Raw genomic sequence first — 24,147 nt, forward strand, 5'->3', positions numbered from 1 at the left:
AAGCCAGCCGCACGCTCGAGCCCTACAGGCCGAAGCGGGTCTTAACGTCCTTGGTCTGGAAGTGCTCGACGATGATGCCCAAGAGCGGGATCGTCCCGGCAAGCAGCACCCCGATCGTCTTGGGAATCGGCCACCGCACCTTGATCGCCAGGTTGAAGGCTGTCAGCACGTAGACGAAGTAGACCCAACCGTGGACCACCTCGATCCAGCGGATCTCGTGGTGAAAGGCCAGATGCGAGACGATCTCGTAGCACAACGCGATCAGCCACAGGCCCGTCGTCCACGCCATGATCCGGTAGCCGAGCAACGCGGTGCGGATCTTCTCGACGGGGAATGCCGACGCGGGCGCGCCGGGCGTCTCCGGTGTGGTCATGCGGTGGTCCTGTTCTGTTTCTCGGTGTCGTGTTTGGCCAGCTCGGCCAGGTAGGCGTTGTACTCCGCAAGCGCGGGATCGTCGGACGGCCGCGGCACCGGTTTGGGTCGCTCGGGTAGCAGGCCGGGGGGAATCTCGGTGAGGGCGGTGTCGTGTCGGGGCTCCGGCGGCAGCTCTTCGTAGCGCACGTATTTGCGGTACGCGTAGACGCAGAACCAGGCGAACAGTGGCCACTGCAACGCATAGCCGAGGTTCTGGAACGTGCCCGAAACGGACTGGAACCTGGTCCACTGCCACCAGCCCAGTGCCAGGCAACCGCAGGCCGCGACGATCACCAAGGCGATCAGCGCAGGCCTGCGACGACGCGTAGTGGACACCCCTTGACGGTACCGCTCACGATTTGGGTCCGACGAATTCGTCGAGGCGCGCCACCGGCAGGTCCGTCAGCCAACTGAGCGGTACGATCGGCACGCTGCGGGCGTGGTGGAATTGGCAGACACCCCGGCTTTAGGTGCCGGTGCTCGAAAGAGCGTGGGGGTTCGAGTCCCTCCGCCCGCACCAGTGTTTGCTCAGCTCAAGGAATCGGTTTCGGGCCTTTTGCGGGCTTCGTGGACACCAAATGGACACGGGATTCCGGCGAAAATTTTGCGTGGGAGATCTCAGCAAACACCGGTCATCAGGCGTGTGCGCGGGCGTGCGGCGGTAGTCCCCGGTTCCCGTTTGCCTTGTAGAGGGCGCGGTCCAACTCACGGAGGTCGTAGCCGCACCGCTGGCTGACCCGCTGGCACACGTCGAGGTAATCCAGGTAAGGCGGCAGTTTGCCGACTGGCGGTTTGGGGATCATCCTCTGTTCCACAAACGAGTTGACCGCGCGCCGGTCGATCACAGTGTGCCGCTTGTCGTTCCACACCATCAGCAAGGCTGACGCCACCGGAACCGCGACGCCGTAGAGCAGGCCCATCACACGGTGCTGGATGGTCAGGGGAGCGGTCAGGGCGGTCCGGGCGATATCGCGGATATCGTCGTCGAGGTTGCGGTCCAGCGTTTTGCGGTGCATGGGCCAGTAGCTCCCCTTCAGTTTCCACTCCGCGACGGCCATCAGGACGGCGCGATCCTAGTAACCACGGGCGTTGGAACGTACGACAGCCGCGACGTCCATGGAAACCGGCGTCGCCGACCACCTCGGCGGGGTAGGTTTATAGGGCTGTTGTACTGCGCCGATGTTCGTGCGGGGGCGGTGGAGTGCTAGATATCGCGGACCTGATCGCGAAGGCTGGGGGAAACCCGTGGGAGATAAATCGGAGCCTGCAGGCGGGCAGCCCCTGGCAGATCGACCGTCTTGCCCAGGTATTTCACGACGCAGGCCGGTGCACAGCTGCGGCCAGTGAGGATTTTGATCAAGCCAAGAAGCGATTCGATGCGGCCTGGAACCACCAAGATGGCGATCATCCGATCAACGACTCCGCTGAAGTGGAACGCGTGACAAAGGGTCTCGGGTGGCAATCTGAACGGCTGCCCAAGATTGGGTCGGATTTGGAAAATGTCGCCGCTGCTTTAGCGGAGGCGCAGCAACGAGGCACGACTGAAATCCGCACGCTGAATCACCAGTTGGAGCTGCTGGACAAAGTCGTCGTCGCGGCGCAGAAAGACCTTGAAGACCCCACCCTCGATGCGAAGAGCCGACATGCGCTGATGACGTTGATTGAGGACGCCAAAGCCGATGAGGCAGACGACGTTCGCGACGCCCTGGTGCAGATGCGGTTGATCCGTGGCGTGTACACCGGCACGCTTCACGCGGCGCAGGCTGACCTCGTCAAGGACGGCTACGACCCGGCCGGGATCTGGGCTGATGATGCCCACGTCGGCCCCGGCGGACCACCTCTTAACACAGGCGGCACTGGTCCGCGGATCGACGGTCCCGGCACGCCGCCCCTGCTTGAAGGCCAGAACACGAGAGACCAAGACGACCTGGACTTGTCAATTCCCGGAACGGGAATCGCGCTTGGCGGCGACGGCGCTCACGGTTACCCCAACATCCTGGTTCCACCCGACGGTGATGCACCTGGCATCAACGGTCCGAACCCGATTCCGCATCCGGAAGGGACGCGTCCGTTGCCGACCGGAACCGCAGTCGGCCCCAATGGTGAGCACTACGGCTTCTACGGTCTTGTCCCGTATAAGGGACCCGATGGCCAGCCCAACAAGCAATTCTCTGTGCCCGACACTGTGGTGGTCGACCTCGCGCACCCCGACAAGGTGCTGTTCACACTTCACGGCATCTCTCAAGCCAGCGGCGCATTCGACCCGAACACCGGGAAGATGATCATCATGGGAAACAACCAAAACGGGCAGCGCGGATTGTGGGAATCTGCACCGGTGAACCAGAACGGCAACTGGGGAAATACGTTGCAACCCAAGGGAACTTTCAACGGCGCGCTCAACGGTAACCGGGAAAGCCAGATCGTGGCCCTACCCCAAGGGAAAGGCTTCATGGTGGTCGGCGCGGCTGCTGACAAGCCGATCCAAGGTGCCGTCGCCAGCACTCCCCAAGGCCTGCTCAATGCAACACCGACGCCGCTCGTCGGACAGCTGCCAGACACCCAAATCCCTTATGGGCCTGCCATTACCGACATACGACAGGTAGACGGCAAAGACGTTGTCACCATGCGCGTCAGCACGTACGGGCTCGGTGTCGACGTCTACGATCCGAAGACCTACACAACAACTTTCACGGTCACTCCGGGAAGCTGAAAGGGGCTCAAGCCGATGCCAACCGTCCGTCGAATGCTCACTGCAGCCGCCTCGGTCATCAGCGTGACCGCGATGTCGGCGTGCACCCAGTCACACGCTGACCCGGCATTTCCCGACCCGTCCGGCTACCCGCGCGTCAACGTGTTCGATTACGGGATCGAGCTGCCAAATCCTCAGCGCGATCCCACCACCGCCATCTATTTCCTGACACCCGAAGGGATTCCGTGCAACTTCCACACCGGTAGCGTCGAATGCATCGGCAATATCCCGGGCGTACCGGATAGTGACAAGAGCCCGTTCACTTCGGTGTCGACAGACAGCGGCATTCGGGCAGCCACAACAACTCCGTACAGTGATGGGTCGGTTCAGGGACACCCGCTCAAGCCGCTGCCCCCGCTGCAAGCCTTAGCCGCTGGCGGGACATTTTGTGGGGTCGACAGCTCGGGCGCTACCGCTTGCAAGGACTCCCGAGGCCGAGGTTTCGTGATCTCGCAACAAGGGACTCGCTGGCTGCCCCACGTCTAAGCCGCCAGCTCGGCGTGCCACCCGGATGACTCGCAAATTGCAAGCAGCTGAACGTGTCTCGGATCGCAGCACATCGGTGGATTCTGCCGAGGCCAGACCGCCCTCTACTCCGACAATTTTCCTCTTGGTCGTCGTCAGCGGGTCATCATTGTTGTGTCAAAAGCGTCCGCGTGACCTTCTAGTTGTCTTTATAGATACTGTCCATCAAGAGGGCCGCGCGATCAGGCTACATACAAAATTTCGCTGGAATCCCGGCACCCTGATTTCCCCGTCCAGAACGCGACTGACCAATTTCGTGATCTGTAGTGGATCGCTCAAGACCCAAGACCCCCATCTTCAACTCGTGATTCTCCCGCGAGGTTAGCTTCCCCCAGGAACGCAGCAGCGCGGAGAAGAACCGAGGGGCAACGCGTGACCAGTTCCCTAGCCGCCGAGCCTGGCAAATGGTCGTGAGCGGACTCCCAGGACACCAAGTGGACACAAAACTCCGGCAGTTACAGCTAACTAGCGTTAAGTCGCGAAGCGTGTTTATGCAGCTAGATGCGAACTTAGGCCGCTGACCGGGATAGCTGATGAGGGTTCGAGTCCCTCCGCCCGCACCAGTGTTTACGCAGCTCGAAGCCGTGTTCGTGGTCCAGTGGGATGCTCCGGGCACCTTCGCGGCGGGCATGCGAACTGTCGCCACGGCATCTCATCGATCCGCACCTCCAGTTCGATGTCCAGGCGGATGATTGGTTCATGCCCGAAGTTGCTCTTGTTCGACGCACCGATGGCTCGTGGACGACGGGCTTTTTCGCGGCGGCGCCGCGGGTGACCCCCGGGGTGGGGGCGAAATCTGCAATTGCTGCAGCCACGGTCGCCGTGTTTGTTGCCGCATGCCCGTGTCCCGTCGGTTCGGCAGACCCCACGTCCGAAAGTCCACCGTTCCCCATCGGTCAGATGGGCGTGCCCGTGCATGCCCGGGCGGCCAGCGGCGCGACCGCCGACATCACCGTCAACAGTGCAACGTGGTTTCCACCCGGGTGCGCCTCTCATTTTGCGAGTCCGACGGATGGCTCCGCTTGCAACGTGGTCGAACTGACTATCACCGCGACGTCCCACCGGTTCTTCCAGTTCGACCGGAACCACGTGTTTGCCGGATACGGTGGCGGTAATCAGCCATGGACCCATCCCGACGACGCACCCCGGCCGGCAACGCTTGCGGTCGACTTCCAGAGGCTCGACAAGATGCCCCCGCTGCAATCGGGCGGCCTTCAAGACGGGCAGAGCGCGCATGGATTCGTCGGCTTCGTTATGCCGACGGCAGGCGACCTGTACATCACGATCAACGATCCCGAGCAACCCGCGCCCTACACCGAAGCGGGCCTGATCGTCCACACCTGATCGGGCGCGATGAACCCACGGTCGTGCTCCCAGCTACCGCCCGCACCAGGGAAACCCGCTTGCTGAGCGGCGGCCTGGGTGCCACTTCAAAATCCCTCCGCCCGCATCACCAATTCGCCTTCGCCAGGCGTTAAACCCTCCATCCGGGGTACGCGCAACTGCACGGACGCGAGGGAGACGCCATGGCCACCGGAAACGACGACGCCGTCACCGCAAAAGATGTGGAGCGCGCGGAACGCAAAGCCGCGGAGGCTCGCGAACGCGCCGCGCATGCGGGCCTGGCGGCGGCCCGCAGTTTCGAGCAATCGGCCCTGCAGCACGAACGAGTCGCGCGCGTCCAAGACCGAATCGTCGAACAAGGCGACTTTCATCAGGCCCCGCACCGGGAATCGGCGGCCAAGCATCGCCAAGCGGCGGACGAGGACCGCAAACTGGCCGAGCTGAAGCGAAAAGAGTCCGAGGCGGACCTGGCCCTCGACGCCGACTTCTAAGGGTCCAAGAAGCGGGCGCGAACCTCCGGCCCGGGCAGCGGACACGTGTCGTACTTGCCGAAGATGCGGTAGCGGACGTCGGCGATCCGGTCGTAGAGCCAGTCGCGCAGCGGAGCGGGGATGACGCGGGCGACCCCGAACAGCTTCCACGGGCCGCCAAGGTAGTCCACCACGCGCAGGGCGGCCGAGGACCGGACGGCGACACGTTCTCCCGGCTGCTCGGGTTCGTCGACGAACACCACGGAGTCCACGTCTTTGATGGTCGGGTGCCGGGCAAAGACCGCCCGGGCGAAGTCGCTGTCCAGGGCCGCGAAGCGCAGCGTGCCGTGGGGATCGAACCGAAGTATGGTCCGCACCGCCGCGTTGCAGACGCCACAGACCCCGTCGTAGAGCAACACCGGCGAAACCGATTCACCGCTCACACATCCAGGCTACCGATCGAGCTCGGCGACCCCGGGTTTGACCTTTGGTAAGGCAACCCTTAGTTTGTGGGCGGGAGCCTATTCAGCGAGGGGTCCGCCCGCCCGTCCGTTCGCTGAGGTCGTCGCGCAGGTGAGCGACGCGAGAAAGGACCGTTGATGGCACGCGGATTCTCCGGTGTGATGCTGCGAAGCTTCGGTGCTCGCGACCACACCGCGACGGTGCTCGAAACCGTACACATCGCACCGCATTTCGTGCGGGTGCGAATGACGTCGCCGACGCTGTTCGAGGACGTGGATGCCGAACCCGCCGCCTGGCTGCGGTTCTGGTTTCCCGACCCGGACGGGTCCAGTACCGAGTTCCAGCGCGCTTACACCATCTCGGAGGCCGACGTCCCCAGCGGCCGCTTCGCGGTCGACATCGTGCTGCACGAGCCCGCCGGCCCGGCGTCGAAGTGGGCTCGCACCGTGCAGCCCGGCGCGACGATCGCCGTCATGGCGCTGATGGGCTCGTCGCGGTTCGACGTGCCCGACGAGCAGCCGGCCGGCTACCTGCTGATCGGTGACTCGGCGTCGATCCCCGGCATCAACGGGATCATCGGCGTCGTCCCCGACGACGTGCCGATCGAGATGTATCTCGAGCAACACGACGACCACGACGTCCTGATCCCGATCGCGTCGCACCCCCGGCTGCGAGTGCATTGGGTGGCCCGGCGCGACGAGAAATCCCTCGCCGCGGCGATTGATAACCGCGACTGGTCCAACTGGTACGCGTGGGCCACGCCCGAAGCGGCGGTGCTCAAGCACGTCCGCACGCGGCTGCGCGACGAGTTCGGCTTCCCCAAGTCCGAGATTCACGCCCAGGCCTACTGGAGCGCAGGCCGGGCGATGGGCACCCGCCGCGGCGACGAGACCGAATCCGCGAATGATGGTGCACGGGGACCGGTTTCGCCCGAGCAAGCGCCCGGCCAGCCAAGCACCCCCGCCGCCCACGGCAATTGGCGCGCCCAGGCCGCCGGGCGGTTGCTCGCGCCGCTGCGCTCGGCCCTGATCCTTTCCGGCGTGCTGCAGGCCGTGATCACGGTGGTCCAGCTGGCGCCGTTCGTCCTGCTGGTCGAGCTGGCGCGCCTGCTGGTGGCCGGGGCGCCCGCGTCCCGGCTCTTCGACGTCGGGATCGCGGCCGTTGCGCTGCTGGGAACGGGCACCGTCCTCGGCGCGGCGCTCACCTTGTGGCTGCACGTCGTCGACGCCCGGTTCGCCGCCGACCTGCGATCTCGGCTGTTGCGCAAGCTATCCCGGTTGTCGCTGGGCTGGTTCACCGCGCGCGGATCGGGCTCGATCAAGCAGCTGTTGCACGACGACACGCTGTCGCTGCACTATCTGGTCACCCACGCCATCCCGGACGCGGTCGCCGCGATCATCGCCCCGGTGGCGGTGCTGGTCTACCTTTTCGTCGTCGACTGGCGAGTGGCGCTCGTGCTGTTCGTGCCCGTCCTGGTGTATCTGGTGTTGACGTCGTCGCTCACCATTCAGTCGGGCCCGCGGATCCCGCAATCGCAACGCTGGGCCGAGAAGATGAGCGGCGAGGCCGGTGCCTACCTGGAGGGCCAGCCGGTGATCCGCGTCTTCGGCGGCGCGGCCGCCTCCAGCTTCCGCCGCCGCCTCGACGAGTACGTCGAATTCCTCGTCTCCTGGCAGCGACCGCTGGCCGGCAAGAAGACGTTGATGGACCTGGTCACCCGGCCCTCGACCTTCTTGTGGCTCATCGTGCTCACGGGCACCCTGCTCACCGTCACCGGGCGGATGGATCCGGCCAATCTCCTGCCGTTCTTGTTGCTGGGCACCACCTTCGGCGCGCGGCTGTTGGGTATCGCGTACGGAGTGGGTGGTATCAGCGCCGGCATGCTCGCCGCCCGGCGGCTGCAGAACACGCTCGACGAGCCGGAACTCGCCGTGCGGCCGCAAGACGGGTCCGGGGATTCGTCGGCCACGGTGGTGTTCGACGGAGTCAGCTTCGGCTATCGGCCGGGAGTTCCGGTGATCCGTGACGTGTCCCTGACGCTGCGGCCCGGCACGGTCACCGCCCTCGTCGGCCCGTCCGGGTCCGGCAAGTCCACGCTGGCCGCCCTGCTGGCCCGGTTCCACGACATTGATCAGGGTGCGATTCGCGTTGGGGGCCAAGACATCCGATCGATGACCGCCGATGAGCTCTACGCGAAGGTCGGCTTCGTCCTGCAGGAGACGCAACTGGTGCACGGCACCGTCGCGGAGAACATCGCGCTGGCCGTCCCCGACGCCACCGCGGCGCGAATCCAGGAAGCGGCGCGCCAGGCCCAGATCCACGACCGGATCATGCGATTGCCGGACGGCTACGACACCGTGCTGGGCGCAGGAGCGGGGTTGTCGGGCGGGGAACGGCAGCGGCTCACCATCGCCCGGGCGATCCTGGCGGACACCCCTGTTCTGATCCTCGACGAAGCCACCGCGTTCGCCGACCCCGAATCGGAATACCTGGTGCAGCAAGCGCTCAACCGGCTGACCCGGAACCGCACCGTCCTGGTGATCGCCCACCGCCTGCACACGATCACGGGCGCCGACCAGATCGTCGTGCTCGACCACGGCCGGATCGCCGAACGGGGTACGCACGACGAGTTGCTGGCCACCGACGGCCGATACCGGCGGCTGTGGGAAGGCGGCCGGCGGGACCGGATCACCGCCAGCGCGGCGCAGGAGGGGACACGATGATTCGCACCTGGTTGGGGCTGGTGCCCGCGGATCGCCGAGCCAAGGTCATCGCCTATGCCGTGCTGGCGCTGCTGTCCGTGGTGGTGCGGGCGGCGGGCACCGTCCTACTGGTGCCGTTGGTCGGCGCCCTGTTCGGCGACCCGCACCGCGCGCTGGGGTGGCTCGGCTGGCTCACGGCCGCCACCGTCATCGGATGGCTGATCGACACCGCGACCGCGCGGATCGGCTTCGACCTCGGGTTCGCCGTCCTCGACCACAGCCAGCACGACGTGGCGGACCGGTTGCCCGGCGTGCGGCTCGACTGGTTCACCACAGAGCACACCGCGACGGCGCGCCAGGCGATCGCCGCCACCGGACCCGAGCTGGTCGGCTTGGTCGTCAACCTGCTGACACCGCTGATCTCCGCCATCCTGCTGCCCGCGGCCATCGCGGTCGCCCTGATCCCGATCTCGTGGCAGCTCGGCGCGGCCGCACTGGGCGGCGTGCCGCTGCTCTTGGGGGCGCTCTGGGCCTCGGCCCGACTCACGCGGCGCGCCGACGCCGCGGCCGACGAAGCCAACAGCGCGCTCACCGAGCGGATCATCGAATTCGCCCGCACCCAACAGGCGCTGCGGGCCGCACGAAGGGTCGAACCGGCGCGCAGCCTGGTCGGCGATGCGCTGGCCGCGCAACACGGCGCGACCATGCGCTTGCTGTCCATGCAGGTTCCGGGCCAGCTGCTGTTCAGCCTGGCCAGCCAGCTGTCGCTCATCCTGCTGGCGGGCGCGACCGCGGCGCTGACGGTCAACAAGACCCTATCGGTGCCCGAAGCCGTCGCAGTGATCGTCGTGATCGTGCGCTACCTCGAACCGTTCACCACGATCAGCGAATTGGCGCCTGCCTTGGAAAGCACCCGCGCCACGCTCGATCGCATCCGATGCGTGCTTACGGCGCCATCGATGAACTCCGGTGCGGCTACGCTGCCCGTCACCGCGACGGCGCCCCGTATCGAGTTCGACGGGGTCGAGTTCCGGTATGACGGTGCGCCCGCGTCGGTGCTCGACGGGGTGAGCTTCACCCTGGCGCCGGGCAGCACGACGGCGATCGTCGGACCGTCCGGATCGGGCAAGAGCACCATTCTGGCGCTGATCGCCGGGCTGCACGAACCCACCCGCGGCCGGGTATTGATCGACGGCGTCGATGCGGCCACGCTGGACGCCGAGGCTCGCAGGGCGGCGAGCAGCGTCGTGTTCCAGCATCCCTACCTGTTTCACGGGTCGATCCGTGACAACGTGTTCGCCGGTGATCCCGGCGCGGGCGATGACCAGTTCAACCGCGCCGTCGCCCTCGCCCGCGTCGACGAACTCATCGGCCGGCTGCAAGACGGCGCCGACACGATCGTCGGCGAAGCCGGCTCGGCGCTGTCCGGAGGCGAACGCCAACGGGTCAGCATCGCACGGGCGCTGCTCAAGCCCGCGCCGATACTGCTGGTCGACGAGGCGACCAGCGCTCTGGACACCGAGAACGAGGCCGCGGTGGTCGACGCGCTGACACTCGACCCGCGGTCGCGCACCCAGGTGATCGTCGCGCACCGGCTGGCCAGCATCAGTCACGCCGACCGCGTCCTGTTCCTCGACGACGGTCGTGTGATCGAGGACGGGACGGTCGGCGAATTGCTCGCGGCGGGTGGACGTTTCGACGAGTTCTGGCGGCAGCAGCACGAGGCCGCAGAATGGCGCATTCTCGCCGACTGATGTGAAGCAGTTGACCGCAACTCTTGCGGTATGCCTTACAGTTTGTCAGTCGGACGGAGCCGTCCGGGTGCAGGAGGCGCGCTGTTCATGAGTGCTGTCGTATCGATTCCGCGGTATCCCGCCGACGTGACCCCGCAATGGCTATCGGCCGCGCTCAGCCGACGCGGCGCACCCGTCGAGGTCGCCGACGTGGACGTGGCGGCGATCGGCACGGGCCAAACGGGTGCGACCTACCGGGTGCGCGCCCGGTACGCCACGGACCCCGGTGACTTGCCGCAGACCTTCGTCATCAAACTGCCGGCCCAGGACGAGACTGTGCGCGACCGGGTCGTCATCGGCTATCGCAGCGAATGCGCGTTCTATTCGTCCGTGGCGCACCGGGTGCAGGTGCCGACGCCGGAATGCTTCTACTCCGAGATCACCGAGGATGCAATGGATTTCGCGTTGCTGCTCGCCGACCAGGCGCCGGCTGTGCAGGGCGATCAGCTCGCCGGGTGCGGCGAGACCGAAGCGCGCCTCGCGGTTACCGCGCTGGCCGGGCTGCACGCGCCCAGTTGGTGTGATCCCGTATGGCTCGACTTCCCGGGCATCGCTTTCGCCAGGCCGGACGAGGCGGGCGCCGGCGGCATGGGTGAAGTGGCGAAGATGAGCGCCGAGATCACGCTGGACAAGCTGGGCGACCGGATGAGCGCCGCGGACCGCGAGACCTTCAGCGCGGCAATGGGTTTGGTCACACCGTGGCTGCTCTGCGAGTATGACCGGTTCGCCCTGCTGCACGGCGACTTCCGCCTGGATAACCTGCTCTTCGATCCCGATCGGACCCGGGTCAGCGTGGTCGACTGGCAGACGCTCGGCGTCGGTTTGCCGGCCAGGGATCTCGCCTACTTCACCGCGACGAGCCTCAATTCGCAGCTGCGCGCGAGCATCGAAGAACGGCTCGCCGCCGACTATCACCGCGCGCTGGTGGCATGCGGGGTCACCGGCTATGACCGCGAAACGTGTTGGCGCGATTACCGGCTCGGGGTGTTGCAGGCGCCGCTGATCTCCGCGCTGGGGTTCGCGTTCGCGGCCGCCACCGAACGGGGCGACGACATGGTCCTGACCATGCTCGGCCGCGGCTGCCAGGCGATCCGCGAGCTGGGGGCGCTGGAACTGATCAGCTGACCGACCGGCGAACCGCTTCCTGCGCCAGCCGCATGCGCGAACCAACGCCTAGCTTCGCGTACACGTGGGTGAGGTGTGTCTGCACGGTGCGCGGTGAGATGAACAGCCGGTCACCGATGTCTTTATTGCCCAATCCCTCGCTGACGAGGCGGACGACGTCGCGTTCCGTCGGGGTCAGCGAGTCCCAGCCCATCGGCGGACGTTTGCGTTCGCCGCGGCCGCGTCGCGCGTAGGCGACCGCCTCATCGGTGGACAGGACCGTGCCCGCGTCCCACGCGGCGCCGAATTCCGTCTCACCTAATGCGTTCCGGCTCGCGGTCACCGACGCCGCGTAGTCGGAGTCGTACACCCGGAAGCGCACGATGCCGGTCCGCTCGCGGACCGCGTGCGCCGCCCCGAAAAGCCGCGCCGCTTCCAGGTGGTTGCCGGCGTCCTGGGTCAAACCGGCGAGCAGCTCGAGCAGGTCGGGAACGAACAAGTGGGCTTGCGTCTCGACCGCACGGGCTAGCGCGTCTTGGACGTCGCGTTCAGCCAGCCCCGGCTTCTTCTCCGCCATGGCCACGCGGGCGCGGGTCGAAAGCGCCTGTACCGTGAACCATCCCCTCGCGTCGGCAAGGTCTTCCTCGGCGAAGCGGCGTGCCGATGCCAGATCGCCACGGGCGAGTGCGACCTGTGCCGAGGGCTTAGCTGTGGTGGTCACAAGCGGCCATGCGCCGAACCGCTCGCGCGTCGTGTCGCTGGCTTCGGCGGCCGCGGCGACATCGCCGTCCGCCAGCGCCGCGAACGCCAGTGCCGCGTACACCACCCCTTCCTGATACCGCCCGATGTCCGCTGCGCCGTCGAGCGCCTCGAGCGCCAAGGTCCGGCCTTCCGCCGCCCGTCCACTGTGTGCCAGTACATGACTGAGTCCGGAGCGGACATTGACCTGCCAGATCAAGGCATGCGCCGCATCCGCTTCGTCCATCAATTCGCGATCCCGGGCTTCGGCTCCGGCGACGTCGCCTCGTACCCATTGCACTCCTGCGAGACACCACCTGCACCCACGCGCATAGCCACGGTCGCCGACCTCGTCGGCGAGGTCTCGGCCCTCTGTGGCGGCGGCGACCGCAACATCCAGATCTCCCGCGCCGACCATGGCGCTGAGCGCCTGGCTGTAGAGGAGTTGACACAGTCGCCAACGGTCGCCCATCGCTCGGATCAGGTTCTCCGCCTCCGACAAGTACGGGCGAGCGATTTCGGCGTTCCAGGCCGCGAGGCGTCCGCAAACGGTGAGGCTGTGGGCCAGCAATACGGGATCGTCCACGTCACGGGCGATGGCCAGCGAGCGTTGAGCCCGTGCAAAACTCTCCGCGTCGCGCATGTTGTCCAGAAATGCCTTGTCGGCCAGCGCGCGAGCCATCGCGCTGGGTGCCACGTCCGCACCCGCGGCCTCGGCGTCGGCCAGGACCAGGTCAAGCCAAGCGGACCCTTCCTTGAGGCGACCCCGCGAAAGCCAGTACGGCTGTAGGGAAGTGACGAGATGTAACGCCCGATCTGTCTCACGGCCTTCGCGGCTCCACGCGAATGCGGCCCGCAGATTGTCGATGTCGATCTCAGCCTGATCGAACAGAGACTCCATGTTCGTATTCACCCGAGCGTCGAGCCCCGCCGCCATCGAGGTGAAATGGTCACGGTGCCGATCCCGGACGGCGATCGCCTCCGCCGACTCGCCCAGCTTCTCCTGCGCATACTGGCGGATGGTTTCCAGCAGCCGGTATCGGGTTAGGCCGTTGACGGACTCGCTTATCACCAATGATTTGTCGACGAGAAGCGCTAGCACATCCAAAACCTGGTGGTGCTCTAAGTCATTGTCGCACACCACCTTCGCGCAGGATTCGACGTCGAAACCGCCCGCGAACACCCCCAGCCGGCGGAACAGGATCCGTTCGGGTTCGGTCAGCAACGCGTGCGACCAATCCACCGACGCACGAAGTGTCTGCTGGCGGCGCACCGCGGTTCGCGATCCGCCGGTCAGCAACCGGAACCGGTCTTGCAGGCCGGCGAGAATCTCCGCGGGTGACAGCGCGCGAACCCGTGCCGCCGCCAACTCAATCGCCAACGGCATGCCGTCCAGGCGACGGCAGATCTCGTCAATCGCGCGCGCATCGGCATCGTTGGTGTGGAAGCCCGGTTGGGCATGGCGGGCGCGATCGTTGAACAGGAGAACGGCATCTTCCGCCAACGACAACGACGGCACGCGCCACGTCACCTCACCGTTCATGCCAATCGGCTCGCGACTCGTCGTCAGCACCGTCAACCGCGGACAGCCCGCCAACGCGGCATTGGCGAGGGCAGCGCTGGCGTCCAGCAGGTGCTCACAGTTGTCGAGCACCATCAACATGTGCCGGTCGCCGATGAATTGCAGGACGCTCTTCTCAGGAGAGCGCCCGGGTTCCTCCGGCAGTCCCAACGCCCGCGCGGTCGTCATCGGCACCAGGGTGGGGTCGGTCAGCGGCGCGAGGTCCACATAACAGACCCCGTCGGCGTAGTCGTTGCAGATGGAGGCCGCGACCCGAGCGGCCAGGCGGGTCTTACCCACCCCACCGGCACCGGTCAATGTCACCAACCTGCTCCGCGCGAGAAGGTCCCGTACCTCGGCCATTTCCGCGTCACGGCCGACGAAGCTGGTCAGCTCGGCCGGAAGATGTTGAGTGACAGGCATTTCACGCTTGCGCAACGGAGGAAAATCGTTGCATAGATCGTGATGGCAGAGTTGCACCACACGTTCCGGTCGGGGAAGGTCCCGCAGGGGGTGGATGCCGAGGTCAATCAACCACAGATCATCCGGGAGTGTGTCAGCCACCAGATCGCTCGTGGTGCCGGACAGCAGCGTCTGGCCGCCATGAGCGAGCTCGCGGAGTCGTGCCGTCCGGTTGATCGCCGGGCCGACGTAGTTGTTCTCGTCGCGCAGCTGAACCTCACCGGTATGCAACCCGATCCGTAGCCGCAATGGCGCCAGGGGTGCACGCTGCAACGCGAGCGCGCACGCCACCGCATCGGACGCCCGATTGAACGCAATCACGAAGCTGTCGCCCTCGCCCTGTTCGACTGGGCGAACGCCGCGGTGAATGCCCACCACCTCGGCCAGCGTCTGGTCCAGGTTGGCGATTGCCGCGGTCATCTCCGCGGGCTGAGAGTTCCAGAGTTGGGTCGAACCTTGGACGTCGGCCAACAACAGTGTGACGGTGCCGGTGGGCAAAGGCTCGTTCATTGCCGCGTCGCTCCAGTCCAACGGCGGCACGTCCGCCCGTGGATCGATTTCGCTCATGTTAGCCAGCATGGCGCGACCGCAACCGGCAAACATCCGCGGATGCGCGTAGATTTCGCGCGACGACGCGAGCGCTACGTGCGGCGTTTGGTTCGAGACCTCTACAGGTCGCCGGTGAAGTCGGCGCTCATCCAGCGGTCGGGGCGGATCGTGTACATCACTTCTTCCACGCCCTCCATGCTTCGGACGAACGCCCGCCCGCCGTCCTCGCCGAGGTATCGGATGGCGATGGCCTCCTGCAGGTCGGCCGGGGCCGGATTGGCGGTCTCGGTGACGGTGCCCTCGACGACCACGTATTGATACGGGGGCTCCTCGCGCTGGACCACCAACGTCACCGCGCCGGCCCGCTCGATGAGTCGCGCCTTGCGGCTGGACGCCCCGGTCATGATCCGGATGTCTCCGCCGGGGGTGTAGTCGTACCAGATCGGGACGCTGGCCGGGGGACGGCCATCGGCCGCCACGGACAACACGGCCACGTGCTTGCCGGCCAGAAATTCCTGACGTTCGCTCTCGGTGAAGGCTTTCATGTGCCCTGCAAGCCCCTATCCCGCGTGATCTATTCCCAACGCCCGGTCAGTATTGCGTCGAGCCCTGGTCGACCGGGATCCGGGCGGCGGTGATCTTGCGCGACTCGTCGCTGGCGAGCCAGCACACGGTATCGGCGATCTCCTCCGGTTCGGCCATCCAGTCGGGCAGGAACGGCGTGAGCACGTTGGACAACTGCGGGTTGGTCTCGACGGCCTTGCCCACGGCGGTGACCATGTCGCCGGTGCCCATCGGCGTGTTCACCGGCCCCGGATGCACGCTGTTGACCCGGATCGAATGCTTGCCCAACTCGGCGGCAAAGGCCCGCGCCATCCCCGTGACGGCGTGCTTGCTGGCGGTGTAGTGCACCATGAACGGCTGCATCTTCATACCGGCCGCGGAACTGATCAAGATGATCGAGCCGCCGCGACCCCCTTCGATGATCTTGTCCGCCCCGGCCATCACTGTGTTCCAGGTGCCCGTCACGTTGATGTCGATGATGTCGCGGAAGTCCTCCGGCGTGATGTTGTTCCAGGGCTGCGGGGCGGCAACGCCGGCGTTGGCGACGATGATGTCCAACCGCCCGAGCGCGGCGACACCGTCGTCGACGGCCCCGCGAAGCGCCTCGAAGTCGCGGGTATCCACGACCGACGCGACGATCCGGCGGTTGGTCTCTTCGACCAGTCGTACGGTCTCGTTTAGGTCCTCGGGAGTGGCCGGGTCATATGGGACGCAGGGCGGCAGCTTGCCTGCGATGTCGACGGCGATGATGTCGGCGCCCTCTTGCGCCAGCCGCAACGCGTGCGCCCGGCCCTGGCCGCGGGCGGCCCCGGTGATGAAGGCGACTCTGCCCGAGAGCTTGCCCGCCATTAACGCTCCTTCGTTGTGGTCGTGCGCTGCACCGCTTTGACGAGGTTGGATCCGATGATCAGGCGCTGAATCTCGCTGGTGCCCTCGTAGAGCCGCAGCAGCCGCACGTCGCGGTAGATCCGCTCGACAGGGACCCCACGCATGTAGCCGCTGCCGCCGTGCACCTGCACCGCCAGATCGGCGACGTTGCCGGCCATCTCGGTGCAGAACAGCTTGGCCGCCGACGGCGCGACCCTGCGGTCCTCGCCGGAGACCCACAACCGCGCGGCCTCGCGCACCAGCGCGCGGCCGGCGAGCACTCCGGTCTGCTGGTCGGCGATCATCGCCTGAACCAACTGGAACTGTCCGATCGGCGTGCCGCCCTGCGTCGCGGTGGCGGCGTAGGAGACGGATTCGTCGAGCGCGCGTTGCGCGGCGCCCACCGCGAGGGCCGCGATGTGGACCCGGCCCCGCGCCAGCGAGGTCATCGCCGCTCGATAGCCGATGTCTTCGCTGCCGCCGATCAGTGCGCCGCCCTCCACCCGGACGTCGTTGAAGCCGACGTCGGCGGTCCACGCGCCTTCCTGGCCCATCTTGGCGTCCTTGGCGCCGACTTCGACGCCCGGTGCGTCCGCCGGGACCAGAAATACGGCGATCCCGGGACCCTGGTCGTCGGCCGGCCGGGTGCGCGCGAACACCACGAACAGGTCGGCGACGGGCGCGTTGGTGATGAACCGCTTCTGCCCGGAGATCACCCAATCGCCTTGGTCGCGAACGGCTTTGGTCCGCAGTCCGGCCGGGTTCGATCCGGCGCCCGGCTCAGTCAACGCAAACGAGGCGACGACGTCGCCGGACGCCATCGATTCCAGCCAGCGGGCCTTTTGCTCGTCGGTGCCGAAGCCGACCAGGACCTGGCCCGCGATGCCGTTGTTGGTGCCGAACATCGAGCGCAGCGCCAGCGATGTGTAACCCAATTCCATGGCCAGCTCGACATCTTGCATCAGGTTCAGGCCGAGGCCGCCCCACTGCTGCGGGACCGCGTAGCCGAATAGCCCCATCTTCTTGGCCTGCTCACGCAGGTCATCGGGCACCCGATCCTCGGCGAGAATCTCCTGTTCGCGCGGGACCACGGCCGTGCGAACGAAGTGACGGGTCTGGGCCAAGATCTCCTGGAAATCGTCGTCGGAGACCTCGGGTTGTTCGGCAGTGGTCATAGGCGGACGCTCCATCGTTGGCAGTGGCGGGTCGCTCAGCCGCGAGCGGCCGGCCGGTTCAAGGGCGCGGGGTGGGAACCCGGCACCGGAGCAGATCCTATATGAAATATGATATTCGACTGCCGGGGTGTCCCCGGGGACGAAAGCAGGGGGAGGCGGGAATCAGGTGTCGATGCTGACAGGTCAGACCGCGGTGATCACCGGCGGTGCGCAGGGACTGGGTCTGGCCATCGCGGAACGCTTTGTCGCCGAGGGGGCGCGAGTCGTGCTGGGCGATGTCAATCTCGAAGAAACCCGGGTGGTGGCGAAGCAGTTGGGCGGTGACGACGTCGCGGTCGCGGTCCGCTGCGATGTCACGCAGGCGGCCGACGTTGAGACCCTGATTCAGACCGCCGTCGAGCGTTTCGGCGGCCTGGACATCATGGTCAACAACGCCGGGATCACCCGCGACGCGACGATGCGCAAGATGACCGAGGAGCAGTTCGATCAGGTCATCGCCGTGCACCTGAAGGGCACCTGGAATGGGACCCGGCTGGCCGCCGCCGTCATGCGGGAAAACAAGCGCGGCGTCATCATCAACATGTCCTCGGTGTCGGGGAAGGTCGGCATGGTCGGCCAGACCAACTACTCGGCCGCCAAGGCAGGCATCGTCGGCATGACCAAGGCTGCCGCCAAGGAGCTGGCCCACCTGGGCGTCCGGGTGAACGCGATCGCCCCCGGTTTGATCCGCTCCGCGATGACGGAGGCGATGCCGCAACGCATTTGGGATTCGAAGGTTGCCGAGGTGCCGATGGGTCGGGCCGGCGAGCCCAGCGAGGTCGCCAGCGTGGCGCTGTTCTTGGCTTCCGACCTGTCCTCGTACATGACCGGCACCGTCATGGAGATCACCGGCGGCCGGCATCTATGAGCGCGATGCGCGAGACCGTTGTCTGCGAACCCGTCCGGACCCCGATCGGCCGCTACGGCGGGGTGTTCAAGTCGCTGACCGCCGTCGACCTCGGGGTCGCGGCGCTGAAGGGTCTGCTCGAACGGACGGGAATCTCGCCCGACGCGGTGCAGGACGTCATCCTCGGCCACTGCTACCCGAGCAGTGAGGCGCCCGCGATCGGACGGGTGGTGGCGCTGGATGCCGGGCTGCCGGTGACCGTTCCGGGGATGCAGGTCGACCGCCGCTGCGGCTCGGGCCTGCAGGCGGTGATCCAGGCGTGCCTGCAGGTGGGCAACGGCGACCACGACCTCGTCGTCGCCGGCGGCTGCGAAAGCATGAGCAACGTCGCGTTCTACTCCACCGACATGCGGTGGGGCGGCGCGCGAACCGGCGTCCGGGTGCACGACGGGCTGGCGCGTGGCCGCACCACCGCCGGTGGTCGGCACCACCCGGTGCCCGGCGGCATGCTGGAGACGGCCGAGAACCTGCGCCGCCAGTACGGCATCCCGCGGCTGGAACAAGACGAGCTGGCCGTGCGGTCGCACCAGCGCGCGGTGGCCGCGCAGAAGGACGGCGTGTTGGCCGAGGAGATCATTCCCGTCTCGGTGCCCACCCGCACGGGCGAGGAGCTGATCGACACCGACGAACATCCGCGCGCCGACACCTCGGTCGAGTCGTTGGGCAAGCTCAAACCCGTGCTGGCGAGCGAGGATTCGGAGGCGACGGTCACCGCCGGCAACGCCAGCGGGCAGAACGATGCGGCGTCGATGTGCGTGGTGACCACGCCGGAGAAGGCGCGCGAATGCGGTCTGACGCCGCTGGTGCGGCTGGTGTCGTGGGGGTTGGCCGGGGTGGCGCCCCGCATCATGGGCATCGGCCCGGTGCCGGCCACCGAGGCGGCGCTTGGTAAGGCAGGCCTGCGGCTGTCCAACATCGACCTGATCGAACTGAACGAAGCCTTTGCCGCGCAAGCGCTCGCCGTGATGCGCGAATGGAACTTCGGCGCCGCCGACCACGAGCGGACGAACGTGCACGGATCGGGAATCTCCCTGGGCCACCCGGTTGGTGCGACGGGTGGGCGGATGCTGGCCACACTGGCGCGCGAGCTCAACCGTCGCGAGGCGCGCTATGGGTTGGAGACCATGTGCATCGGCGGCGGCCAGGGTCTCGCCGCGGTGTTCGAGCGGGTCGCCTCGACGTGACCGGCCCGCTGAGCGGACTCACCGTCGTGGAGGTGTCCAGCTTCGTCGCCGCCCCGCTGTGCGGCATGACGCTGGGTCAGCTTGGCGCCGAAGTGATCAGAGTCGACCCGATCGGCGGTGCCTCCGACGTCCGGCGCTGGCCGTTGGCGCCGGACGGCACATCGATCTACTGGACCGGCCTGAACAAGGGGAAGCGTTCGGCCACCATCGATTTGCGCTCCCGGGACGGGCAGGAACTGGTTCAGCGGCTCATCGCCGAGGGGGACGGTGTGGTGGTGACCAACGCCGCCGGGCTGTCTTGGCTCGGTCACGACGTGTTGGCCGCCAAACGTCCCGACGTCATTCACGTCCAACTGCTCGGGCGTGGCAACGGTTCCACTGGCGTGGATTACACGGTCAACGCCGGTGTGGGGTTCCCGCTCGTCACCGGCCCGGCCGAGCACGCCGGGCCGATCAATCACGTGCTGCCGGCCTGGGACGTGTGTTGCGGCCTGTACGCCGCGCTGGCCGTCGTCACCGCCGTTCGCCGGCGCGAGGAATCCGGGCTGGGCGCGCGAATCACCCTGGCGCTGGAGGATGTCGCGCTGGCCACCGCCGGGAACCTGGGACTGTTGACAGAGCCGCAGGTCACAGGCGCCCAGCGGCAACGCCTGGGCAACGCCATCTATGGCCAGTACGGACAGGACTTCGCCAGTGGCGACGGCGCCCGGTTCATGGTGGTCACCCTGACCCGCAAGCACTTTCGCGATCTGGTCCACGTGACGGGCACCGGCGCCGCGGTGTCGGCGCTGGCCGAGGCGCTGGATGTCGACTTCGACTCCGAGGGTGACCGCTACCGGTACCGCGACGTCCTGTCCGGCCTGTTCGCCACCTGGTTCAGCGATCACTCGGCCGACGAGGTCACGGCCACGCTGTCGAAGACCACGGTGCTCTTCGAGCGTTACCGGACCTTCGCGGAGGTCGCCTCCGGGCCCAAGGTGACCGCCAACCCCGTGTTTTCCCCGTTACATCAACCCGGTCTGGGCGACTACTTGGCGGCCGGGCTGCCGATCGCGTTCGACGGCCAACACCCCGCCAGTGCGGCCGCGCCCGCCCTGGGGCAGGACACCGCCGAGGTCCTCTCGCGGCGCCTGGGCTTGACATCGGCCGACATCGAACGGCTCACGCACGCGAACACGATCGACCAGCGCGGAAACCCGAAACCGAAAGACGACGCATGACCAGACTCGCACAGACTCTCGGGCTGACCGAATTCCAGACCGAAATCATCGCCGCGGTGCGGCAATTCGTCGAGAAGGAAGTCATCCCGAACGCCGCGGAGCTCGAACGCGGTGACACCTACCCCCAACACATCGTGGACCAGATGCGTGAGATGGGCTTGTTCGGGTTGATGATTCCCCAGGAGTACGGCGGGCTGGGGGAGTCGCTGCTGACCTATGCGCTGTGCGTCGAAGAGCTGGCCCGCGGCTGGATGAGCGTGTCCGGCGTGCTCAACACCCACTTCATCGTGGCCTACATGCTGCGCCAGCACGGGACCGACGCTCAGCAACAACGGTTTCTGCCCCGCATGGCGACCGGTGAGACGCGCGGCGCCTTCTCGATGTCGGAGCCGGAGCTGGGCTCCGACGTCGCCGCGATCCGCACGCGGGCCAAGCGCAATCCGGATGGCACCTACACGATCAACGGTCAGAAGATGTGGCTGACCAACGGCGCCACCTCTACGCTGGTGGCTGTCCTGGTGCGCACGGACGAAGGCTCGGACAAGCCGCACCGAAATCTGACCGCGTTCCTCGTCGAGAAACCCGTCGGTTTCGGCGAAGTCGTTCCGGGGCTGCAAATTCCGGGCAAGATCGACAAGCTGGGCTACAAAGGCATCGAAACGACGGAGATGATTTTCGACGGCTACCGGGCCAGCGCCGACGACATCCTCGGCGGCGCCACCGGGCAGGGCTTCTTCCAGATGATGGACGGCATCGAGGTCGGCCGCCTCAACGTGTCGGCCCGCGCCTGTGGCGTCGGCATCCGCGCCTTCGAGCTCGCGGTCCGCTACGCCCAACAGCGCCACACCTTCGGCAAGCCTATAGCCGAGCATCAGGCCATCGCCTTCCAGCTGGCCGAGATGGCCACCAAAGTCGAAGCGGCGCACCTGATGATGGTCAACGCGGCGCGGCTAAAGGATTCGGGGGAGCGCAACGACGTCGCCGCCGGGATGGCCAAATACCTGTGCAGCGAATACTGCACCGAGGTCACCCAGCAGAGCTTCCGGATCCATGGCGGCTACGGCTATTCCAAGGAATACGAGATCGAGCGGCTGATGCGGGATGCGCCATTCCTGCTGATCGGCGAGGGCACCAGCGAAATTCAGAAGAACATCATCAGCAAGCGGCTGCTAGCCGAGTACCAGGTGTAGCCATGACCGTTCCGGATTTCGCCGCGCGGCCCCAACTCTCCGACGATGTCGCGCGGTTGATCCGCCAGCGGATCTTCGACGGCGCCTACGTCGCGGGGTCCTACGTCCGCCTGGATCAACTTGCCGCCGAATTGGGCATCAGCGTCACGCCGGTGCGGGAAGCGCTGTTCGCCCTTCGCGCGGAAGGCCTGATCGACCAACGGCCCCGGCGGGGTTTCATGGTGTTGCCGGTGACCGGGCGCGACGTCACCGACGTCGCGAACGTGCAGGCGCACGTCGGCGGCGAACTCGCTGCCCGGGCGGCGATCAACATCACCGACGACCAACTGCGCGAACTCAAACAGATCCAGGCCGAGCTCGAAGACGCCTACGCCGGTGACGACGATGAGCGGACGGTGCGACTCAACCATCAATTCCATCGGGCCATCAACGTCGCCGCCGACTCCCCGAAATTGGCCCAGCTGATGTCCCAGATCACCCGCTATGCACCGGAATCGGTGTTTCCCGCCATCGAGGGCTGGCCGGAACAGTCGATGCGCGACCATCGCAGGATCCTGTCGGCGCTGAAGAAGCGCGACGAGGAGCTCGCCCGTGCGGCGATGTCACGGCATCTCGCCGCGGGGGCGGTCCCCCTGATCGACCATCTCACCGCGCGTGGCGTCGTCGTCGAGGGCACCCCTCCGGCGTCGGGCTGACTGTTGTTTCCCGCACACGCCTCGGCATATCCTGCGTGGCAGGGGGCAACAACATAGAGCGAGGAACAGTGCCCCGAATGATTCGCACGTCGGCCATCTTGGGTGTAGCCGTGGTCGCGATGGCTTTCGCACCGCCGGCCGTCGCCGACCCACTCGACCCGATTCCCGGCAACGGCGTCTTTGTCGTGGGCCCCGACATCGCACCGGGGCTCTATCACACGGGCGGGTCGGGATCGGCCTTCGGAGTCTGGATCAACAACGTGCCCACCCAGGACTCGATGTGCTCGTGGTTCACCTACAGCACGCCCGATGCGAACAAGGAGCATGTGCTTCAGACGAATACCTCGATCGGCCCGATGTACGCGAACATCAACACGGCGGTCAAGGCCTTCGAGTCGCAGAACTGTCAACCCTGGACACGGGTCTCCTAGGGCGTCTCGCCGGCGCACGCGAGCGTGTCGTGGTTCTTGTCGCGAAAGGCGTTGCGATAGCTCTGCGGCGCCACTCCCACCAGGCGCCGGAACTGTTCGCGGAAATTGGTCACTGATGCGAAACCGACTCGGCGCGAGATGGTTTCGACGCTGTCGGGGCTGCGTTCGAGGAGTTCCTCGGCGTGCTTGATGCGGACGCTGTTCACCCACTGCATCGGCGTCTGGCCCGTTTCCGTCTTGAACCGCCGGTTCAGGGTTCGCTCGCTGGTGGCGGCCTGTCGGGCGATGTCGCTAAGCGTCAGAGGTAGGTGGGCGTTGCTCTCGAGCCAGACCAGCAGGGCGTCGAGTTCGGTGTCGGCCCTCGCGCGGTTGCGAATGACGAACTGAGCCTGGTCGCCGGTGCGGTGTAGGGGCGTGACCGCTAACCGGGCGGCATCTGCGGCCGCCGCTGAACCGTAGTCGCGCGAAACCATATGGAGGCACAAGTCAAGTCCCGCGGACGCTCCGGCCGAGGTGAGGATCTGGCCCTCGTCGACGTAAAGCGCGGCGGCATCGAGTTCGACGTCGGGGTGGACGGCGGAAAACAGCTCGGCGGCCGACCAATGAGTGGTAGCGCGCTTGCCGTTCAGTATCCCGGCGGCGGCGACTGTGAAGGTGCCGCTGCAGATGGAGGCGATGCGAATCCCCATGCCGTGCGCGGACTTCAGCGCCGTGATCACGTCCTCTCGTACGGGCACGGAGACGTCGTTGCGCCCGGGCACCACGATGGTGTCGGCGGTCGCGAGGTCCGCCAGGCCGTAATCGGTGACGATCCGCACCGGTCCGGCCGGCACGACGGGGTCAGCGCCGCAAACCCGAACGCGGTACCCCGGCGCGCCGGTCGGGAGGCAGACGCGACCGAACACCTCGATCGCGATCGCTAAGTCGAAAGCGATGACGTCCGGCTCGGCCAGAATCGCGACGGAGTGCATGCGTTGGCAATATACCGGCCCATGGTGTCAA

General features: G+C 66.6%; 22 protein-coding genes and 1 tRNA gene. 14 read left to right on the forward strand and 9 right to left on the reverse strand.

Translation table 11 applies throughout. The annotated features are described in order from the left end of the window. Positions 1-22 precede the first annotated feature (22 nt). Together BRW65_RS12780 and BRW65_RS12785 are read right to left on the reverse strand one after the other, a co-directional pair. The gene (locus BRW65_RS12780; protein WP_073875125.1) at positions 23-373 is read right to left on the reverse strand and encodes a DUF3817 domain-containing protein; all 351 of its coding nucleotides are present in this window, start codon (positions 371-373) and stop codon (positions 23-25) included. After that, the gene (locus BRW65_RS12785; protein WP_073875127.1) at positions 370-750 is read right to left on the reverse strand and encodes a hypothetical protein; all 381 of its coding nucleotides are present in this window, start codon (positions 748-750) and stop codon (positions 370-372) included. Before BRW65_RS12785 ends, BRW65_RS12780 begins: the two co-directional genes overlap by 4 nt. Before the next feature lie 97 nt (positions 751-847). Here BRW65_RS12785 and BRW65_RS12790 point away from each other — a divergent pair. Then, positions 848-934 (forward strand) — tRNA-Leu (locus BRW65_RS12790). 115 nt (positions 935-1,049) lie between these two features. On the opposite strand, the gene BRW65_RS12795 is transcribed toward BRW65_RS12790, so the two are convergent. Continuing rightward, positions 1,050-1,472 carry a hypothetical protein gene (locus BRW65_RS12795; RefSeq protein ID WP_073875129.1) on the reverse strand — a complete coding sequence of 141 codons (423 nt, stop codon included), beginning with the start codon at positions 1,470-1,472 and terminating at the stop codon, positions 1,050-1,052. A 143-nt stretch (positions 1,473-1,615) separates the two neighbouring features. Here BRW65_RS12795 and BRW65_RS12800 point away from each other — a divergent pair, with 143 nt between their 5' ends. From BRW65_RS12800 to BRW65_RS12815, 4 genes are all read left to right on the forward strand, one after another. Continuing rightward, entirely contained in the window at positions 1,616-3,124 is a 1,509-nt protein-coding gene (locus tag BRW65_RS12800) for a hypothetical protein (protein WP_073875131.1), read from the forward strand. Positions 3,125-3,157: 33 nt separating this feature from the next. Next, positions 3,158-3,649 carry a hypothetical protein gene (locus BRW65_RS12805; RefSeq protein WP_073875133.1) on the forward strand — a complete coding sequence of 164 codons (492 nt, stop codon included), beginning with the start codon at positions 3,158-3,160 and terminating at the stop codon, positions 3,647-3,649. Between the two features lie 738 nt (positions 3,650-4,387). Next, entirely contained in the window at positions 4,388-5,032 is a 645-nt protein-coding gene (locus tag BRW65_RS12810) for a hypothetical protein (RefSeq protein WP_244168078.1), read from the forward strand. Positions 5,033-5,214: 182 nt separating this feature from the next. Then, the gene (locus BRW65_RS12815; protein WP_073875135.1) at positions 5,215-5,523 is read left to right on the forward strand and encodes a hypothetical protein; all 309 of its coding nucleotides are present in this window, start codon (positions 5,215-5,217) and stop codon (positions 5,521-5,523) included. On the opposite strand, the gene BRW65_RS12820 is transcribed toward BRW65_RS12815, so the two are convergent. Beyond that, positions 5,520-5,945, reverse strand: coding sequence for a thiol-disulfide oxidoreductase DCC family protein (locus BRW65_RS12820; RefSeq protein WP_073875137.1), 426 nt, complete (start codon positions 5,943-5,945; stop codon positions 5,520-5,522). The two genes, BRW65_RS12815 and BRW65_RS12820, sit on opposite strands and share 4 nt — an antisense overlap. A 156-nt stretch (positions 5,946-6,101) precedes the next feature. Between BRW65_RS12820 and BRW65_RS12825 the strand changes: the two genes are divergently transcribed. The 3 genes from BRW65_RS12825 (at position 6,102) to BRW65_RS12835 (ending at position 11,584) form a co-directional block, all read left to right on the forward strand. Further along, complete coding sequence (locus BRW65_RS12825; RefSeq protein WP_073875139.1) at positions 6,102-8,687, forward strand: ABC transporter ATP-binding protein/permease; 2,586 nt, start codon at positions 6,102-6,104, stop codon at positions 8,685-8,687. Continuing rightward, a complete protein-coding gene (locus BRW65_RS12830) occupies positions 8,684-10,420 on the forward strand; it encodes an ABC transporter ATP-binding protein (protein ID WP_073875141.1) in 1,737 nt (578 codons plus the stop codon). Before BRW65_RS12825 ends, BRW65_RS12830 begins: the two co-directional genes overlap by 4 nt. A gap of 87 nt (positions 10,421-10,507) precedes the next feature. Continuing rightward, the gene (locus tag BRW65_RS12835) at positions 10,508-11,584 is read left to right on the forward strand and encodes a phosphotransferase family protein (protein WP_073875143.1); all 1,077 of its coding nucleotides are present in this window, start codon (positions 10,508-10,510) and stop codon (positions 11,582-11,584) included. On the opposite strand, the gene BRW65_RS12840 is transcribed toward BRW65_RS12835, so the two are convergent. The 4 genes from BRW65_RS12840 to BRW65_RS12855 form a co-directional block, all read right to left on the reverse strand. After that, the gene (locus BRW65_RS12840) at positions 11,577-14,891 is read right to left on the reverse strand and encodes a helix-turn-helix transcriptional regulator (RefSeq protein WP_244168079.1); all 3,315 of its coding nucleotides are present in this window, start codon (positions 14,889-14,891) and stop codon (positions 11,577-11,579) included. The genes BRW65_RS12835 and BRW65_RS12840 overlap by 8 nt on opposite strands. A gap of 101 nt (positions 14,892-14,992) precedes the next feature. Continuing rightward, positions 14,993-15,418 (reverse strand): pyridoxamine 5'-phosphate oxidase family protein, encoded by a 426-nt coding sequence (locus BRW65_RS12845; RefSeq protein WP_073875145.1) that lies wholly within the window; start codon positions 15,416-15,418, stop codon positions 14,993-14,995. Positions 15,419-15,464: 46 nt separating this feature from the next. Then, a complete protein-coding gene (locus tag BRW65_RS12850) occupies positions 15,465-16,286 on the reverse strand; it encodes a mycofactocin-coupled SDR family oxidoreductase (protein WP_073875147.1) in 822 nt (273 codons plus the stop codon). Then, on the reverse strand, positions 16,286-17,479 hold the full coding sequence (locus BRW65_RS12855; protein WP_073875149.1) for an acyl-CoA dehydrogenase family protein: 1,194 nt from the start codon (positions 17,477-17,479) through the stop codon (positions 16,286-16,288). Before BRW65_RS12855 ends, BRW65_RS12850 begins: the two co-directional genes overlap by 1 nt. Before the next feature lie 172 nt (positions 17,480-17,651). Here BRW65_RS12855 and fabG point away from each other — a divergent pair, with 172 nt between their 5' ends. The 6 genes from fabG (at position 17,652) to BRW65_RS12885 (ending at position 23,145) form a co-directional block, all read left to right on the forward strand. After that, entirely contained in the window at positions 17,652-18,386 is a 735-nt protein-coding gene (gene fabG / locus BRW65_RS12860) for a 3-oxoacyl-ACP reductase FabG (protein WP_073875390.1), read from the forward strand. Next, complete coding sequence (locus BRW65_RS12865) at positions 18,383-19,609, forward strand: acetyl-CoA C-acetyltransferase (RefSeq protein ID WP_073875151.1); 1,227 nt, start codon at positions 18,383-18,385, stop codon at positions 19,607-19,609. The genes fabG and BRW65_RS12865 overlap by 4 nt, the downstream gene beginning before the upstream one ends. Next, on the forward strand, positions 19,606-20,829 hold the full coding sequence (locus tag BRW65_RS12870) for a CoA transferase (RefSeq protein ID WP_073875153.1): 1,224 nt from the start codon (positions 19,606-19,608) through the stop codon (positions 20,827-20,829). Before BRW65_RS12865 ends, BRW65_RS12870 begins: the two co-directional genes overlap by 4 nt. Beyond that, the gene (locus BRW65_RS12875) at positions 20,826-22,019 is read left to right on the forward strand and encodes an acyl-CoA dehydrogenase family protein (RefSeq protein ID WP_073875155.1); all 1,194 of its coding nucleotides are present in this window, start codon (positions 20,826-20,828) and stop codon (positions 22,017-22,019) included. The genes BRW65_RS12870 and BRW65_RS12875 overlap by 4 nt, the downstream gene beginning before the upstream one ends. 2 nt (positions 22,020-22,021) lie before the next feature. Next, entirely contained in the window at positions 22,022-22,714 is a 693-nt protein-coding gene (locus BRW65_RS12880; protein WP_073875157.1) for a GntR family transcriptional regulator, read from the forward strand. Between the two features lie 77 nt (positions 22,715-22,791). Beyond that, positions 22,792-23,145 carry a hypothetical protein gene (locus BRW65_RS12885; protein ID WP_073875159.1) on the forward strand — a complete coding sequence of 118 codons (354 nt, stop codon included), beginning with the start codon at positions 22,792-22,794 and terminating at the stop codon, positions 23,143-23,145. Here BRW65_RS12885 and BRW65_RS12890 read toward each other — a convergent pair. Continuing rightward, the gene (locus BRW65_RS12890; RefSeq protein ID WP_073875161.1) at positions 23,142-24,116 is read right to left on the reverse strand and encodes a GlxA family transcriptional regulator; all 975 of its coding nucleotides are present in this window, start codon (positions 24,114-24,116) and stop codon (positions 23,142-23,144) included. The two genes, BRW65_RS12885 and BRW65_RS12890, sit on opposite strands and share 4 nt — an antisense overlap. Between the last annotated feature and the right edge of the window lie 31 nt (positions 24,117-24,147).

Origin of the sequence: Mycobacterium paraffinicum, assembly GCF_001907675.1 — a bacterium.
Taxonomy (GTDB): Bacteria; Actinomycetota; Actinomycetes; order Mycobacteriales; family Mycobacteriaceae; genus Mycobacterium; species Mycobacterium paraffinicum_A.